Source organism: Flagellimonas sp. B-3 (assembly GCF_056857835.1).
On the sequence record NZ_JBSXNW010000024.1, the window covers coordinates 1 to 18,261 of the forward strand.

Below are 18,261 nucleotides of genomic sequence, written 5' to 3' on the forward strand. Positions count from 1 at the left end.
GTGCTTGAAGTCCTTCGGACCGAACCTCAGCGATATCCTTCCCCAGTGGTTGGTCCGTCCGCCCAGCATCCTGGAACGGAACCAATCGAATCGGGTGTCCTCCCCTTGGGTGTAGGGCTCCCCCTCGATGTCCCAGCCGCCGTAGGCCGCATCGAAGTCCCCGAAGGGACGGAATCGAGTGCTCTTGCCGCGCCTGGGGCTCTCGTAGGGCCATTTCAACTGGGTCTGGTGCTCCGGCATGGCCGGATCAAAAAAGGGACCGGCCTCGACCACAGCGACCTTGAGGCCGGCCTCCGACAAAACTTTGGCCGACATTCCGCCTCCTGCTCCAGAGCCCACAATAATGGCATCGTAGACCGTGGAATTCTCTATAATCTGCATGGATATATGTTTGGTTTAGTTTTACTTTGCTTAAAATCAATAAATTACCTCACAATCCAAAAGGGATAGATTGATTTTTCTTGCATCTAGTGCGTTTTAAAGATACTTTTTCTGTACATAAAACAGGAGCTTTTTCCCAATTTTCATTTTTATAGCTTATGTCACAAACTCATCAAAATACCCGATATTTGAAGAACAAACCACCTTTAAACCTTACAACCATCATGGGAAGATTTTTTACGACGTTCGTACTTTTTCTTATCACTTTCAACACTTTACTGGCTCAAAAAAGGAATATCTCCGCCTTAAAAATAAAGGATATTATGCAAGGGGATGACTTTGTCGGACATAGGCCGTCCAGCCCCTATTGGTCCACCGATGGAAAAACCTTGTACTTTGATTGGAATCCTGACAGTGCCATGAGCGATTCGCTTTATGCGTACTCCGTCAATAGCAAAAACATTAAAAAAGTTGGTTTTTTGCAAGCCAATGCTCTCCCCTCATCTAGATTAACATACGACCAAAGCAAAACAAAGGCGGTTTATGCCAAAAACGGGGATGTTTTTTTGTTGGATGTTGACACCCATCAATCCAGGCCCATTACCAAAACCCAAGAACGGGAAAGTAACCCACATTTTACCGATGATGGAAAAAGCATAGCTTTTGTAAAGGATGGGGAACTTTACACTTGGAACATTGTTTCGGGATTGATGGAACAAAAGACACATTTTGTAAAATCCAAAAACGATGAGCCGCAGCGCGATTCCAAGGATGAATGGCTGCACCAAGACCAATTGGAGATTTTTGATGTACTGCAGGAGCGAAAAGCAAAAAGAGATGCCGGGGAGCAAATCAGCAAAAAACTGGAAACGCTACAACCACTGGAACTCGAAACAGGTGGAAAAAGGGTCATCAGTCTGCAAATAGACCCTTCTGGCTCTTACATCACTTATATTTTGATGGATCGCCCTGATTCCAAAGGAACGATTGTGCCCCATTTTGTAACGGAATCGGGCTATACCGAAGATCAAAACACCCGCTCCAAAGTAGGCGATGAACCCACACAATACGAAATGTTTGTGTACGATGTGGAAAACCGCAAAAACTATCCCGTGGTTTTGGATAATCTGGAGGGTTTGGACTATGTTCCGGAGTACACCAAGGATTATCCGGACAAAACGTATGAAAACGAGGACCGAATTGGATTTATAAATGGCCCAACTTGGAACTCGGATGGCAGCAAAGCCATTTTGGACATCCAAGCCAACGATTACAAAGACCGTTGGATTGTTTTACTAGATCCAAAAACGGGCAAAGTGGAGCAATTGGACCGCCAACATGATGAAGCTTGGATTGGAGGCCCGGGCATAGGCCGCTATCGAGGAGGCGATTTAGGATGGATGCCCGATGGCAATAAAATTTGGTTCATGTCCGAAAAAACAGGGTATTCCCATTTGTACACCATGGACATCAACAACAAGAAAACCAAGGCCTTGACTTCTGGGGAGTTTGAAATTTATGATGCGTTCCTATCCAAAGATAAAAACAGATGGTATTTTACTTCCAACAAGACCCATCCGGGCGATCGTCAATTCTATTCCATGGCAGTCAAAGGTGGAAAATGGGAACAGTTGACCACTATGGTGGGTAGAAACGATGTGGTGCTTTCCCCCAACGAGGAAAAAATGGCCATTCTCTACTCGTATTCCAACAAGCCTACGGAATTGTTCATTAAAGATAATCCTGTTGAGACAGGTGGAAATCCCAAAGCAGAACAAATCACCAAATCCAATAGTGATGCATTTAATGCGTATGATTGGAAAGACCCGGAAATCATTACGTTCAAGGCATCGGATGGTGCAAAAGTTCACGCAAGATTGTACCAACCCGAAGCTTCGGTAAAAAACAAGGCCGCCGTGATTTTTGTACATGGTGCGGGATATTTACAGAACGCCCACAAGTGGTGGAGCTCCTATTTTAGGGAATATATGTTCCACAATCTGTTGGTGGACAACGGCTACACCGTTCTTGATATAGATTACCGGGGAAGTGCCGGGTATGGCAGAGATTGGCGTACCGGAATTTACCGACACATGGGGGGCAAGGATTTGTCCGATCAAGTGGATGGTGCCAAAATGTTGGTGGATGATTACGGTATTGATACAGATAAAATAGGTATTTACGGGGGTTCCTACGGCGGATTCATCACCTTAATGGGCATGTTCAACGCACCTGACACCTTTAGTGCCGGTGGTGCAATCCGTTCTGTTGGGGATTGGGCCGCGTACAATCATGGTTATACAGCACGAATTTTAAACACACCTGCTACCGATAGCTTGGCCTATAAACGTAGTTCTCCCATTTATTTTGCCGATGGTTTGCAAGGCGACCTTTTGATTCTTCATGGCATGGTGGACGATAATGTGCATTTTCAGGATATGGTAAGGCTTTCCCAACGCTTGATCGAACTCGGCAAGGAAAATTGGGAAATGGCAGTTTATCCTGTGGAGCGACACGGTTTTGTGGAGCCCAGCAGTTGGACGGACGAGTATACCCGCATCTTCAAGCTGTTCCAAAAATCACTTTTAGGGAAAGAATAAAGGATTGCATCAAAGGGAGAACCCAAAGACTTTAAGCAAAAAAAACATATCTTCCAGCCTGAAAATTAACAAACAAGCTGCATGAAAGCATTGTTAAAAGCACTCGGCCCTGGCCTATTGTTTGCCAGCATGGCCATTGGCACCTCACATTTGGTCCTTTCCACCAAAGCAGGTGCACAATATGGTTGGATTATGATAATTCCCATTGTTTTGGCGAATTTGTTGAAGTATCCCTTTTTTGAGTTTGGGATACGGTACACCACGGTAACGGAAAAAAGTCTGATCAAGGGATACACCAATTTGGGCAAGACCTATTTGTACATCTATGCCTTCGTAACCCTGATTTCCACCTTTACCATTTTAGCAGCGCTTTATGTGGTAACGGCAGGTTTATTCATCAATCTTTTTGAAATCACTTCGGTGGGTGCCGGAATGGTGTCGTTGGGATTGTTTGTTTTTATCGGTTTGATTTTGATCATTGGAAAGTACCGATTTCTTGAAAATTCTTTGAAAGCGGTCATTACCATACTTTTTATCGCCTTGTTGGCCACAACCGTAATGGTGTTGCAAAAAGGTCCCGTACCTGATGCTGCATCCTACCAAAGGCCTGAAATTTTTAATGAGGTCGGGATTTTGTTTTTAATCGGTCTTATGGGGTGGATGCCCACGGCCGTAGAAGCATCGGGCTGGGTGAGCCTTTGGGGCATGGAAAACCTAAAGACCATGAAGAACAAGCCCACACTTAAACTTGCCCTGAAAGAATTTAACGTAGGTTATATTTTAACGGCTGTTTTGGCGCTGTTTTTTATGATCATTGGTTGGATGACCCTGTATGGTACCGGAACCGAACTCAGCGGTAATGCTGTGGTTTTTGCCGACCAGTTGGTCAATCTGTTCACCACACATATTGGCAATTGGGCCTACTTTTTTATTGCCATAGCTGCTTTTGCGACCATGTTCAGTACGTGCATGACCGCCCATGACGCTATTTCCCGCGTGAGTTTGGACGTGCTTCAAAAACTATATCCTAAGAAAAACATCTACAACCAAAAACATGCTTTCGCCTTGATGGTCATTGCAATGGCATGGATCAATTGGATAGTGATCAGTCTGTTTAGTGCCAATATGGGGGATCTGGTCGGGCTGGCTACGTTTGTTTCCTTTGTTTTTGCCCCACTTTTGGGATGGATGAACCTAAAAACGGTAACCGGAAAAGATGTTCCAAAGGAACATCAGCCTAAAATGGGATTAAAAATGCTTACTTATTGCGGGATGATCTTCCTATCATTATTTGCGCTGTACTATTGTTGGATGTTGTTGGTTTAACCTGAGTTCGATTATTATTTTTGACCTTGAAAATGCCGTCACTTCGAGTGCGAAGCGCCTGCCTGCCGGTAGGCAGGTATCGAGAAGTGTCCTTTTCGAACTCAGGTTGGTCTAGCTTTAATCAAACAGCACATTATCATTGAGAACAACGATCAAAGAGCGCTGGTTCTTTTTGTGCAAGGTTTCCAAACAGAATACGCCATTGGTACAATTGTTCAAGATTTTGTCCTCTCCATAACCTACGGAATACAAGATATTGCTTGCCGGCACACCGTTTTCCACCAAATATTTTTTAATGGCATCGGAGCGGGCTTGGGTAAGCCGAAAATTGGTACTGCTCCCTCCCCTGCTATCCGTGTAGGTTTCAATTCTGAGCTGGGCACGGGGAAACGCATCAATAAAATCAATGACTTTGGCAAGCTCGGTTTTGATTTCATCCGTTAGTTGTGTGGAACTGGTGTTGAAGTAAAAATCGTCCATCTTCACCACTTTCTGGCCCTCGCGCTCTTCCACAAGATCATTGTAAAAGGCGATGGGCACATCAAAAATGCTGTTTTGCAAGGCATCCAACTCATCTTGGTCAAACTTTTTGTTAAATCTTGAATAACGCTCTTTGGATGCATCCAACACCAACTCGGGCTCATACGGAATTTCCAGTCTGTACTGGCCTTCTTCATCCGAAGTGGTCTCGGCCAACATTTCCCCGTTCATATCCCAAAGACTCACTGTTGCATTAGGCACTATTTCGGATGCACTGCTCGCATTCACAACGGCACCTTTAAAGGTAATTGTCTTGAGGCCGGGCTTTTCGTCAACCTTAAAGCCATAAATATCATCTTTACCTTTTCCGCCGGTACGGTTGGATGCGAAATAGCCCAACAATCCATCGCCATCATTTCTAATGATCATTCCAAAATCATCGAATTCGGTATTAATGGGTGCTCCCAGATTGATAGGGATTCCGAAACCTTCGTCTTCAATATTGGATTTGTAAATGTCCATACCGCCAAGTCCGAAGAATACGTCCGAAGCAAAATAAAAACTGTTCTCAAAAATAAAAGGTGCGATTTCGTTACCGGAAGAGTTGATTCGTGGCCCTAAATTGATCGGGGCGGACATTACCTGTCCATTATTGGTGTACACAAAATAAATGTCCGTTCCCCCGTAGCCCTCTTCAAAATCTGCAGAAAAGTAGAGTTTTCCGCTGGCATCATCGTAAAAAGGGTAATAGAAAGAGGTGCTCAAATCCTTTAGCAACAATTGGTAGGAACCTCCAATGTTTTGCTTTGCAATGGCCAAGGCGTTTTTACCGTTTTCATCAAAGGCCAGTTCGCCATCTTGCGTATTGGACAGCACATAAAACACACTGTTCAATCCAGACGAAAAAAACGGTGTCGCTTCATGGTAATCAGTATCCTTTAGTTCTTGGAAAGATTGCAGAGCAGTAATTTGCCCATTAGGTTGAATCTCGGATTCATAAATATTGAAATAGCCTTCGTTACCTGGTTCGTACCGTAGTTTTTTATTGACTTGACGCCCGCTGGAGAACAATAACTTATCATTGTAAAAGCTGGGGGCAAAATCCGTTTGGGGGCTATTGCCCTCCAAATTGAAGATTTCGTACTCCAACTGATTTCCATCCGCGCCATTTTGCAACAACTGATTGTTGAATTCCATGTTCTCCATCAGTTCCTTTGGAAAACTTGATGATATACTGGTCAAAAAATCCCTTTTCCCATCGACATTCGGACTTTTGGACAGGCTTTGCAACATTTTATTGTAATGGTGCGTATCCATCAAAGTGTCTTGGTCATAGATTTTCATGTAGGCTTCCGAAGCCTTGTCGTAATTATTTGTTTCAAAATAAGCATCCGCAAGGTTCAGGAACTGCTGCTTGGTCAAAACACCTTCAGAAAGTTCTTCTTCGTATGCATTGACTGCTTTTTGGTATTCGTATTGAAAAAAGAAAACATCGCCTTGGGACTTCTTTTTTTGGGCGAAGCAGAAAACCACACCCAGTAGGGATGCCAAAAGTGTTATCTGTATTTTTTTTGTATGGTTCATGTTAGAAAAATCTTGGGGAGTCTATCTGCTTACCTTTATTTTTTGATTTTTTGTTCTTTGAATTGTTGTTTCCAAAACCAAAACCGCCTCTACCTATATAAAATTTTAAAATGGCTTCATGCGAACCGCCGCTGTACTCGCCCAAACCATTGGTATTATAATCGTAAGAGTATCCAATGAACATTCCGTTGGAAATTTGGAATCCAGCCAGGCCGCTCACGGCATTATCAAATCTGTATGAAGCTCCAATGGTCAATGCATCAATAAATTGAAAATTGGCCGACAGGTTTACGGTTACCGGGGAACCCTGAAGGTAATTCACCAAAAAGGCCGGTTTAAATTTGGTTTGTTCTCCCAACTCGAACACATAGCCCCCAATGGCATTGAACTGCATATTGTCTTCTACAATGGTCGCCACTTCATCATTATACAATGCATTGGTCAAAAAATTGGGTACTGAAAGTCCCAAATACCAGTCTTCTTTGTGGTACATAAACAGTCCTGCACCCACGGTCGGATAGAAGTTGCTATAATTCCCTCCCAAGATGGAACCGTCCGATGGGTCTTCAAAAGTACCTTTGGAATAATCAATGTTCAAGGACGAACCTCCTGCATTAAGTCCAAAGGATAGTTTAGTGTCTTCGGATAATTGAATTTGATAGGAATAGGCCACATCAAAATAGGTTTGTGTGGATGGTCCAAGTACATCGTTAACAATGTTGACGCCCAGTCCCATTTTTTCGTTGTTGAAAGGAATGTTGGCCCCTCCACGTATGGTGGTCGGCGCACCGGGAATATCCACCCATTGGGCACGGTACAGACCAATAATTTCAGGACTCTCCACAGTTCCCACATAAGCTGGGTTAAAACTGCCTATGTTGTACATGTATTGGGTGTACTGTGGTTCTTTTTGGGCATGGGTGTAGCCAAACGCCATACAAAGCACTCCTAGAACCATTCCGTATTTTGAAAAACCTTTTTTATCTGGCATTTTAGTTGTTCCTTACAATTTGAATCCACCCTTTTACCACGTCCGTTCCGTCGCCGTTCAGGTCCAAAACATAGAAATAGGTGCCTTTGGGCAAATCCCCGTTTTTGCCCGTACCGTCCCACGAACTGTCGTATCCGTTCATTTGGAAGACGCTGTTGCCGTAGCGGTCGAATACTTCGAATGAATTATTTGGATAGCTTGTGTGGTCCACAAGGGTCAATGTATCGTTACGTCCGTCTCCATTGGGAGAAAAGATGGTACAAATGGTTCCCGGGTCCTCGCATCCGCTACGATTTACCTGAATTTGCACTGTGGCTGTATTGTTGTCAGCTATACCATCATTTGGAAATGAAGACTCAAGGTTTGCTGTATTTTCTAAGACTCCAGATTCTGTAACGGTTACCGAAATCTCCAAGGTCACTTCCTCTTCTGCATCAAGTTCATCAATGATCCATTCTCCTGTGGTTTCATCATAACTTCCTTTGGAAGGAGTACTGGATTGATATTGAAACCCATTGCCCAACAGGTCGCTCACCACAATATCCAACACCCTATCCATGGTGGTATTTTGTACCGTGATAGTAAAGGTGATTATGGAGTTCAACAGCACTTCCGTTTCGTTAACTTCTTTGGTTATCGCCAAATCTATATCCTCGGGGTTACACTCTGGCGTTAAGAAAGGATCACAAGCATCCAAAGGATCGGTTGCATTTTCTGGTACAGCATCGGTGCTTGTGTCATCCACGACCAATACTTCTTCGCTATCAGTGAGCCCATCGCCATCCGTATCGGGATCATTAGGGTCGGTGCCCAGGGTAATTTCCTCTCCATCGGTAAGCCCATCACCGTCAGTATCTACGGTACAATCACTTACCGAGATGGTCACTTGCACCGATGCTGGTGTACACGGAGCTTCGGTGGCAGTGGTATATTCAAACACGTAGTCGCCCATAGCCAATCCCGTGAAATCAATATTATTATCGGAACCAATGCTAAGATCTCCGTTGGATGGGTCTGTAATGATGGCCCAAGTTCCAGGATCTGCCCCGATGAGGGTATCATCCAAATCTATTACATTAGGTCCTCCATTTCCTGCTACATTACAGGCCGAAGTATTTGTTGCTGTACCTGCATTTGGTGTATCGGTAATGGTAGCCACCACCTCCACGCGATCAGATTCGCATCCGTTGGCGGAAGCTGAAACATAAAAAGAGGTTGTTTCGGTCAAAGTATTTGTTGTGTAAGTAGCACTTGTGCCAACAATATTTCCGCCTGTTGGTGCATCATACCATGTGTAACTGACGGTACTCTCATCTGCTACCGATGCACTAGCTGTTAATATTAACGTAGCGGCATCACAACTGGAATCTCCACTGGTCGCATCAATTGTCGGGGTAAAATTACGCACCAAAGTAATGGCCAGAACAGGGCTACCACATTCGTTGACCTCATCGTAGTAAAAGCCGTAATAGGTTCCAGGTTCAACTACATTGCTGCTATTAAGGTGTGCTCCAGTTTCTGAAGGTTCCGAACTCGTACTCCAAATAAGAGTGGTTCCTGAAGGGGCAGTACTCGACACATAACTGCTCAAATCCGTATTTACTTCATCACAAAATTCGATGGTGGTATCATCTCCATTAAACGTTGGGGCCGTATTTCCAGCATCGCAAGGGCCGGGACAATCATCAACCGTTATGATTAAATTTACCGTTTTGTCGGAACAAACTCCTTCTGCCGTAGCTGTGTAGGCAAAAATATAATCTCCTAAAGGTTGACCATCAAAATTCACCACATTATCTGTATCAATGGTTATAGCTCCACCTGATGGGTCCGTAGTGATACTCCAAAGCCCTGGATCTGCTCCAGAAAGTTGATTGTCCAAATCAATAGTGGTACCACCGTTCGAAGAATCGGCACAAACACTGGCCCCAGTTGTGGTTCCAGGGTTGGGTTCTTCGTTTACGGATAGAATTACTTCAACCGTTGGGCTTGCACAATCGTTTAAACTATCGTAGTAAAACCCGTAGTAGGTATTTTGATTGATAACTTGGCTGCCCGTAATCACACTAGACCCTAAATAATCACCTGTTTGACTGGTATCCGGATTGGTACTCCATACCAGTTGTGCTGTGACATCTACATAATCGTTTAAGTCTTGAGTGAAATCATTGAAGGTTTCAACACAAAATTGGGTGCCCGTGTCGTTAAGAACAGGTGCATCCGCGCCTGCGGCACAGGAATCATCATTGATTATTGTAACGGTAGCTGTATCAGAAATATCAATGGTAAAGGATGTACCACCTAAACCAGACATTGAAACTTCCAAGGTTTCATCCCCTTCAATTAATGCATCAGCATTTGGAATTACATCAAAAGTCTGTACTTCGCCCGCATTCCCTGCAAATGTTAACGTTTCGTTGACCAATGTATAATCAGAACTAGCAGTTGTTGCTGTACCATCGGCAGAAGAAACATTAACTGTAAACCCACCTGCGACCTGGTTGTTTAAAGTTGCAGAAGCTATAATGGGGCCATCATCTTCATTACCACTTGCATTTGCAATCGTTACGGATGCACTGTCGTCGTCAACATTTTCAACTGAAACATTTTGATCGGAAACACCCAAATATGAAAGTGCACTTCCTACTGCTACACTAACATTTATATCATAAGGTTGCAAACCATCTACAATAGCATCATCAACCCCTGTTACCGTTACCGTTTGAGGAACGTTCCAGTTTCCAGTGGTAAATGTTAATGTTGAAGGTGAAACCGTTCCTTCCCCCACGTCATCAGAAGTAATATCAAAAACCACATTGCTGATTAAAGTCCTTCGATTAAGCACAACCGTAAAGGTATCCGTAGCCCCTGCCTCTGAAGTTGAAGTCTCTCCATCCGATTCCACTATGGTAAACCCAGCCACATCGTCATCGGAATTCGTTACTGAAACTGTATCGGCTAAATTATCAAAAGCGTCATCGCTGTTTGTGTTATTCACACCTAAGTTTATTGCAAAAGTTTGGGCACCATCTATAATTAAATCATCTTCACCTGTGACCGTAACTATTTGTGGAGTATCCCAGTTGATAGGTGTAAATGTCAAAATTTCAGTAGAGACAGTTCCCTCCCCTGTATCATCGGACTCAATGTCAAAAACCACATTACTCGTTGGCTGTACATCCAAAACTACGGTAAAAGTATCCGTAGCTTCGTCTTCTGAAGTATTGGTAGATCCATCCGTTTCAACTATTGAAAAACTAGCGGAGTCATTATCAGTATTACTGGCTGTAACTATTTCCTCAAGACCATCAAAATCATCATCACTGGAACCATCGTTCACAGTTATGGTCACATCATAGGAAAGGTCACCATCAACAATTGCATCGTCAACCCCTGTTATGGTAACTTCTTGCGGTGTATCCCAATCTCCAGATGTAAATGTCAATGTTGATGGAGAAACGGTACCCTCCCCTACATCATCCGATGTAACATTCAATACAACATCGCTTGTTGGTTGGGCATCCAATACCAAGGAAAAGGTGTCTGTAGTACCATCTTCCGACGTAACAGTGTTCCCATCCGTTTCCGTAATGGCTATGCCCGCTGAATCATTATCCGTATTCTGAGCGGATACAACTTCTGAAAGACCGTCAAAAGCATCATCACTGACGGAATTATCAACACTGATTGTTATATTATAAGGTTGTGTACCATCAATAATATTATCATCTACACCAGTCACGGCTATTTCCTGTGAGGTATCCCAATTTGCATTGGTAAATGTCAACTGACTTGTACTAACATCGCCCTCACCAGTATCACTGGATGAAATATTAAGCACAACATCACTTGTGGGTTGTGCTCCCAATAGCACTTCGAAGGTATCCGTGGTTCCATCTTCCGAGGTAACAGTGCCGCCGTCTGTTTGTGTGATGATTATTGAAGCTGTGTCATCATCCGCGTTTTCTACCGGCACCAATTGGTCCGCCAACGAATCAAAGGCATTGTCACTGTTCGTAGCATTTACGCTAACTGTAATATTATAGGTCACAGTCCCATCCACGATGGCATCGTCCACACCCGTGACGATGACCGTTTGCGGGGTATCCCAGTTGGCATTGGTAAAAGTTAATACGCCAAAGTCAACCGTTCCCTCATCGGTGTTACCGGACACAACGTCAAGAACAACGTCCGTCGTCGGCTGGGCATCCATAACAACCGTGAAAGTATCTGTCGTTCCATCCTCTGAAGTATTGGTAGATCCATCCGTTTCAACTATTGAAAAACTAGCGGAGTCATTATCGGCATTGCTGGCTGGAACGGTTTCAAAAAGACCATCAAAAGCATCATCACTAGAACCATCGTTCACGCTTACCGTCACATTATAGGATTGGTCTCCATCAATAATTGTATCGTCAACCCCAGTTATGGTTACTTCTTGCGGTGTATCCCAATCTCCTGATGTAAATGTCAATGTTGATGGAGAAACGGTACCCTCCCCTACATCATCCGATGCAACATTTAATACAACATCGCTTGTTGGTTGGGCGTCCAATACCACGGAAAAGGTGTCTGTAGCGCCTGTTTCAGATGTATTGACACCGTCGCCTTCATCTATGACTATAGCCTGCCCATACCCCACACCAATACCAAGCAGTAAAAAAAGAACAAACAATAGTCCACCACGAACTATGGCAGTCCTGGGTTTATTTGGGGCATTTTTATATAAGGTTGACATCACCAGTTCAATCAGTTTCAATTTGTCCAAAAGCTATATATAGGTCGGTGATTTGGGGCTACCAATATTACAAAAAAAGGCAAGGAATATCCTTGCCAATTAGTTTAAACCTCAATTTATTCGGATAAAGTGTTTTCCTTACCTATGAAACTGTCGCCGAACTGGTTTCGGCCTCGCGGTGGATTTTTTTAACCAAGCCTTGCAACACCTTGCCCGGCCCTACTTCCACAAAGGATGTAGCTCCATCTTTTACCATTTGTTGCACGCTTTGCGTCCATTTTACGGGAGCCGTTAATTGTAGTATTAAATTCTTCTTGATTTCCTCGGCATCGGACACGGCCGTGGTCGTCACGTTTTGATAAATAGGGCAAGTAGGTATTTTGAATTCCATAGATTCAATCGCTGCCGCCAATTCTTCCCTTGCCGGTTCCATTAAAGGGGAATGAAATGCTCCTCCAACCGGCAATAACAAGGCTCTTCTTGCCCCGGCCTCCTTCATTTTTTCGCAGGCTATGTTTACCGCATCCACCTCTCCAGAGATTACCAATTGCCCTGGACAATTATAGTTGGCGGGAACCACAATACCTTCCACTTCGGCACAAATTTTTTCCACCACCTCATCTTCCAAGCCCAAAACAGCGGCCATGGTACTGGGTTGAACTTCGCAAGCCTTTTGCATGGCCAAGGCACGTTGTGACACCAATTTTAGGCCATCTTCAAAATTCAAGGTTCCATTGGCTACCAAAGCGGAGAATTCCCCCAAGGAATGTCCGGCCACCATATCGGGTTTAAAAGCATCTCCCAACACCTTGCTCAAAATCACAGAGTGCAAAAAGATGGCGGGCTGGGTCACCTTGGTCTGTTTTAGGTCTTCGGCAGTGCCCTCGAACATGATATCGGTTATGGAAAACCCAAGAATTTCGTTGGCTTTTTCAAAAAGTTCCTGTGCTTCGGAATGGTTTTCGTAGAGGTCCAAGCCCATACCTACAAATTGTGCTCCCTGTCCCGGAAAAATATATACATTCATAATTGTCGAGTTTTTGAGTGGGACAAAAATAGGGATAATTTGTTTGCTTACCCTTCTTTAAACCAGCTGGAGTACTTTACATAGTTGTTGGCGATCCTATCTATTTCTCCCTTGGAAAGCTCCGGACTGATGTCCTTTATCTTTTTAGCAGGCATACCCGCATATATACTCCCGGCCTCTACATGCGTGCCTTTGGTAACAACCGCACCCGCTGCAATAATGGAATTGCTTTCCACTATACAATCATCCATGATCATACTTCCCATACCCACCAACACATTGTCCTTAATGGTACAACCGTGCACTATGGCATTATGTCCAATAGAAACGTTATTTCCGATAGTGGTTGGGGATTTTTCATATGTACAATGAATCACGGCGCCGTCCTGCACATTGACCTTGTTTCCCATTTTTATATAATGGACATCGCCCCTGATTACGGCATTGAACCAAACACTGCACTGGTCGCCCATACATACCTCACCAACAATAGTGGCATTTTCAGCTATAAAACAATCTTTTCCTATTTCTGGGGATTTGCCCCGAACTGGTTTCATGATCATTGATGTAAAATTTACCTTTTAAACAAAAAAGCATCTCGACTACCCTTTCGACTGCGACAGGCTACCCTTGAACCTACATCTATCAATTATTCTTGAAAGTTAATTATTCGCAGCAGGGCAATAACAATCGTAACGATTGCCTTGGTCGCTTTGTCCAAAATCGTAACCCAAAGTGATTTGATGAAAACCACCGTTATCAAAACGGATATCCCCGGATTGGTAGGAATAATTGTACGAGAACATGAATCTATTCACATTAACCCCGATAATCGGCGTAAACAATTGCAAGCGTTGTTCCCCGAAATTTCCGTTGGATTGAAATTGTGCCCCATCAAAACTACGTCGGTACGACAAACCGGCCCATACTGTACCAAAACTAACATCTCGATACACTTTAGCATTCAAATCTACAGTTTTCTCTTTGGTAAAATCTGTCATCTGGAACAAAATGGATGGTTCAATCCGTGTATTTTTTCCAAAAACATATCCAACGGAGAACAGGTAACGTCTCAAGTTGTCAAATTCAGCTGCCGTATATAAATCACGTCCACTGCCCAAAATATTTAAAATAGCAGCATGTGCATAAAACTCGAACAAATTGTAGGAAACGCCCAAATCCACATTAAAATAGCTCGCTGTGTTCTTTACCCCGGTAACAACAGGGTCTGGAATTACGGACCTAAATTCCGTTTCGTCCAAACTACTGAGAATAATGCCTGCACTCAAACCTAAAGATAGCTGGTTGAGCGTTCTAAAATCGCCGCCCAATTGCAAATGGTGTGCGTAAGTCGCTTTGAAGCCCGTTTGGGAGTGGTACCCATTGGAATCGTTAAAAAGTATGCCTCCTATCCCACTGCGCTCACCAACCCTGGAATTTATGTTCAGTGTCTGCAAGCTTGGTGCTTCATCCACATTAAACCACTGTTTCCTAGCGGTAAGACGAACCTTGGTCCCCTCGGCGATACCTGCCATGGATGGATAGACCAAGTAATAATTGTCCGCCAAGTAATCAAAATACACGGGAATTCCTTCCTGTGCTTTGGCCACGGACCCAAAAAACAGGGTTAGGATAATTGAGGTTAGAATACGTCTCATGTGACGGTTGGGGCTAGAATGGTTGTTCAATACAATAAAACACTAAGATAACGGCAAGCAACACACATTATTATAATATTTTGCTGCGCATCCTAACTATTGGTACTTTTGTATCAAAGATTCAAGATGAAAGAATACAACATTACGGTTGTTCCTACCAACAACCCCAAGATAATCAAGTTGGAAGCCAACCATTTTTTGGTTAAGGGCAACTATGAATATAAAAACATAGACGAGGCCAAAAATTCCCCCTTGGCACAACAGCTTTTCTATCTTCCATTTATCAAAACCGTGTACATTGCCAGTAATTTTGTGGCATTGGAAAGGTTTGATATTGTGGAGTGGAACGATGTCAAGGACGAAGTGGCCCAGCAATTGGTAGAGTACCTTAATGCTGGAGAACCTGTGGTAAACGAAGAAGATGTTAAAAAGAAGCAGCCCATTACCGTTTATGCAGAGGTGACCCCCAATCCTGCGGTGATGAAGTTTGTTTCCAACAAGCGTATCGTTCCCAGCACCTACGAATTCAAGAATATTGATGAAGCGAAAGATTCGCCTTTGGCCATAGAATTGTTCCATTTTCCCTTTGTAAAAGAGGTTTTTATGGACGAGAACTATGTTTCCGTCACCAAATATGAGGTTGCGGATTGGGAGGAAATCAATATGCAATTGCGTGAATTCATCCGGGATTACTTAGCAGATGGAAAAGATGTGGTTACGGCAGAAGCGATCCAAAAAAGCAAAGAGACCGTTGAGCAAAAAACCACGCAAACCCAATATGATGATACTTCCCAACAAATTATAGACATTTTGGAAGAATATGTAAAACCGGCCGTTGCCAGCGATGGCGGAAACATTCTTTTCCAATCTTATGAAGAGCAAAGTGGAACGGTTAGCGTAATCCTTCAAGGTGCCTGTAGTGGTTGTCCATCTTCTACATTTACCCTGAAAAATGGCATCGAGACCATGCTCAAGAACATGATGGGCGAAAAAATCAAGGAAGTAGTGGCTTTAAACGGCTAATTAACTTCATTTTACTGCCGGATTTCCATCAAAATTTGTTAAATTCAAGGGAATCTAAAAAATACATTGACCATGGCAGTTTTAAAAGTTATCGAAGTATTGGCGAATTCCAGCAAAAGCTGGGAAGATGCAACCAACAAAGCGTTGGACCAAGCATCAAAATCCGTCAAGAATATTCGTTCCATCTATATCAACGAGCAAAGTGCCACGGTAAAAGATGGAAAAATTGACGACTACAGGGTAAACGTAAAGATTACCTTTGAAGTTCAGTAGAAAATTTGAAGAAAAGAAAATGCGTCCCGCAACGGACGCATTTTTTTATGCTTAAAATGTTCAGTTAATGAAAAAAGTGCTTTTCTTCATAATAATTACAATCGCAACCCTAAGTTGCAAACAAAAACCTAAGGAAGTGACCCACGAACATACCAATGCACTCATCCATGAGACTAGTCCCTATCTTCTGCAACATGCCCACAATCCCGTAAATTGGGAAGCATGGCACCCCGATGTGTTGGAACGGGCAAAAAAAGAGGATAAGCTATTGCTCATCAGTATTGGCTATGCCGCTTGTCATTGGTGCCATGTGATGGAAAAGGAGTGTTTTGAAGATGCGGAAGTGGCCGAGGTGATGAACAAAAACTTCATCAACATTAAAATTGACCGTGAGGAGCGGCCCGATGTGGACCAGATCTACATGGACGCCATCCAAATGATATCTGGACAAGGTGGGTGGCCCCTAAACATAGTTGCCCTACCCGATGGAAGGCCTTTTTGGGGTGCTACGTACGTACCCAAGGACAATTGGATAAAATCGTTGGAGCAGCTCGCAGAACTCTATAAAAAAGATAAACCACGGGTAACCCAATACGCCACGGATTTGGCCAATGGGCTCCAAGCCATCAATTTGGTAAAAAACGATAAGGACAGTGACCTGTATTCTTTGGACCAACTGAATGTGGCAATCCAAAATTGGACCCAATATTTTGATACATTTTTAGGTGGCCACAAGCGCGCCCCCAAATTTATGATGCCCAACAACTGGGACTTTTTATTGCACTATGCCACCGCCATGGACAAACCTGAAATTATGGGGTTTGTTGACACCACGTTAACCCGAATGGCCTACGGTGGTGTATACGACCATGTAGGAGGAGGGTTTTCCAGGTACGCCGTGGACACTAAATGGCATGTGCCTCATTTTGAAAAAATGCTGTATGACAATGGTCAGTTGACAAGCCTTTATGCCAAGGTCTATGCCGTAACCAAAAACGAATTGTACAAAAGCGTAGTGGCGGAAACCATCAACTTTGTTCAAGAAGAACTTTTGGATCGCAGTGGCGGTTTTTATTCCTCTTTGGATGCCGACAGTCTTGATGAAAACGGCGAATTGGCAGAAGGTGCCTACTATGTTTGGACCAAAGAAGAGCTTACCCGTTTATTGGGGGATGATTATGAGGTCTTTCAAGCGTATTTCAACATTAATTCCTATGGACATTGGGAAGAAGGCAACCATGTGCTCATTAGGGATAAAAATGATGAAGAAATAGCCGAAAAATTCAAGATTACAGTGCCAACACTGATAACAAAAATAAACGAGAGCTTGGCCATACTCAAAAAAGAAAGAAGCAAGCGCTCCAAACCCCGATTGGACGATAAAATTTTAACATCTTGGAATGGCTTGATGCTAAAAGGTCTGGTTGATGCCTACCGTTATTTGGGTGAAGAAGATTATCTGGGTCTCGCTTTAAAAAATGCCGAGTTTATTGAGCGTGAAATGATTAAAAATGATGGTTCACTACATCGAAACCACAAAGCGGGGAAAAGCACCATCAATGGTTTTTTGGACGATTATGCCACCGTGATCGATGCTTATTTTTCGCTCTACGAGGTCACTTTTGATGAAAAGTGGCTCAACTTGGGCAAGCGTCTACTCGATTATTCCAAAAAACACTTTTTTGATGAAGCTTCCGGCATGTTCTTTTATACTTCGGATGAAGACCAATCTTTAATCAGAAGAACCATAGAGGTGGACGATAATGTGATTTCTTCCTCTAACTCCATCATGGTCATCAATCTGTATAAATTTCACAAGCTTTATCCCAAAGAACCCTATGGAACCATGTCCGAGCAAATGCTGAAAAACGTTCAAAAGGATTTTGATCGCAGGGCACAAGGTTTTGCCAACTGGTTGCATTTGGTGCTATTCCAGAATCACGATTTTTATGAAATCGCCATACTTGGCGAGGACTACAAAAGTTTAGGGCAACAAATTGGCAAGGAATATGTACCCAACAGTATTTTGGCAGGTTCCAGAAAAGAGGGAAATTTGGAACTATTAAAAAACAGGGAAAACCCTAACAAAACCTTAGTCTATGTTTGTATAGAAGGGGCCTGTAAGCTCCCTGTAACAAAAGCGGAAGAGGCTTTAAAACAGCTGTAGGCAACATTAACAT

General features: G+C 43.4%; 12 protein-coding genes. 5 read left to right on the forward strand and 7 right to left on the reverse strand.

The genetic code is table 11. From position 1 onward, the window contains the following. The coding region (locus tag AC13CS_RS12475) for an FAD-binding protein (protein ID WP_482888835.1) at window positions 1-381 on the reverse strand (381 nt) is incomplete at its 3' end. Window positions 382-605: 224 nt separating this feature from the next. On the opposite strand from AC13CS_RS12475, the gene AC13CS_RS12480 reads away from it, so the two are divergent. Together AC13CS_RS12480 and AC13CS_RS12485 are read left to right on the forward strand one after the other, a co-directional pair. After that, entirely contained in the window at window positions 606-2,981 is a 2,376-nt protein-coding gene (locus AC13CS_RS12480; RefSeq protein ID WP_293167251.1) for a prolyl oligopeptidase family serine peptidase, read from the forward strand. A gap of 81 nt (window positions 2,982-3,062) precedes the next feature. Beyond that, the gene (locus AC13CS_RS12485) at window positions 3,063-4,307 is read left to right on the forward strand and encodes a divalent metal cation transporter (protein WP_293167250.1); all 1,245 of its coding nucleotides are present in this window, start codon (window positions 3,063-3,065) and stop codon (window positions 4,305-4,307) included. Window positions 4,308-4,424: 117 nt separating this feature from the next. Here the strand turns inward: AC13CS_RS12485 and AC13CS_RS12490 are convergent, their stop codons facing one another. From AC13CS_RS12490 to AC13CS_RS12515, 6 genes are all read right to left on the reverse strand, one after another. Next, complete coding sequence (locus tag AC13CS_RS12490) at window positions 4,425-6,371, reverse strand: OmpA family protein (RefSeq protein ID WP_293167249.1); 1,947 nt, start codon at window positions 6,369-6,371, stop codon at window positions 4,425-4,427. Between the two features lies 1 nt (window position 6,372). Beyond that, a complete protein-coding gene (locus tag AC13CS_RS12495; RefSeq protein WP_293167248.1) occupies window positions 6,373-7,362 on the reverse strand; it encodes a PorP/SprF family type IX secretion system membrane protein in 990 nt (329 codons plus the stop codon). Window position 7,363: 1 nt separating this feature from the next. Further along, window positions 7,364-12,130, reverse strand: a complete 4,767-nt coding sequence (locus tag AC13CS_RS12500) for a T9SS type B sorting domain-containing protein (RefSeq protein WP_293167247.1) — start codon at window positions 12,128-12,130, stop codon at window positions 7,364-7,366. A gap of 112 nt (window positions 12,131-12,242) precedes the next feature. Further along, window positions 12,243-13,127, reverse strand: a complete 885-nt coding sequence (gene fabD / locus AC13CS_RS12505; protein ID WP_293167246.1) for an ACP S-malonyltransferase — start codon at window positions 13,125-13,127, stop codon at window positions 12,243-12,245. 47 nt (window positions 13,128-13,174) lie between these two features. Continuing rightward, window positions 13,175-13,690, reverse strand: a complete 516-nt coding sequence (locus AC13CS_RS12510; protein ID WP_293167245.1) for a gamma carbonic anhydrase family protein — start codon at window positions 13,688-13,690, stop codon at window positions 13,175-13,177. Between the two features lie 99 nt (window positions 13,691-13,789). Next, window positions 13,790-14,785, reverse strand: coding sequence for a PorP/SprF family type IX secretion system membrane protein (locus tag AC13CS_RS12515; RefSeq protein WP_293167244.1), 996 nt, complete (start codon window positions 14,783-14,785; stop codon window positions 13,790-13,792). A 126-nt stretch (window positions 14,786-14,911) separates the two neighbouring features. On the opposite strand from AC13CS_RS12515, the gene AC13CS_RS12520 reads away from it, so the two are divergent. The 3 genes from AC13CS_RS12520 to AC13CS_RS12530 all read left to right on the forward strand — a co-directional run bounded on the left by AC13CS_RS12520 (window position 14,912) and on the right by AC13CS_RS12530 (window position 18,248). Beyond that, complete coding sequence (locus tag AC13CS_RS12520; RefSeq protein WP_293167243.1) at window positions 14,912-15,808, forward strand: NifU family protein; 897 nt, start codon at window positions 14,912-14,914, stop codon at window positions 15,806-15,808. 72 nt (window positions 15,809-15,880) lie between these two features. Continuing rightward, window positions 15,881-16,081, forward strand: coding sequence for a dodecin family protein (locus AC13CS_RS12525; RefSeq protein ID WP_163625329.1), 201 nt, complete (start codon window positions 15,881-15,883; stop codon window positions 16,079-16,081). 67 nt (window positions 16,082-16,148) lie between these two features. Next, on the forward strand, window positions 16,149-18,248 hold the full coding sequence (locus tag AC13CS_RS12530) for a thioredoxin domain-containing protein (protein ID WP_293167242.1): 2,100 nt from the start codon (window positions 16,149-16,151) through the stop codon (window positions 18,246-18,248). The last annotated feature ends 13 nt before the right edge of the window (window positions 18,249-18,261 follow it).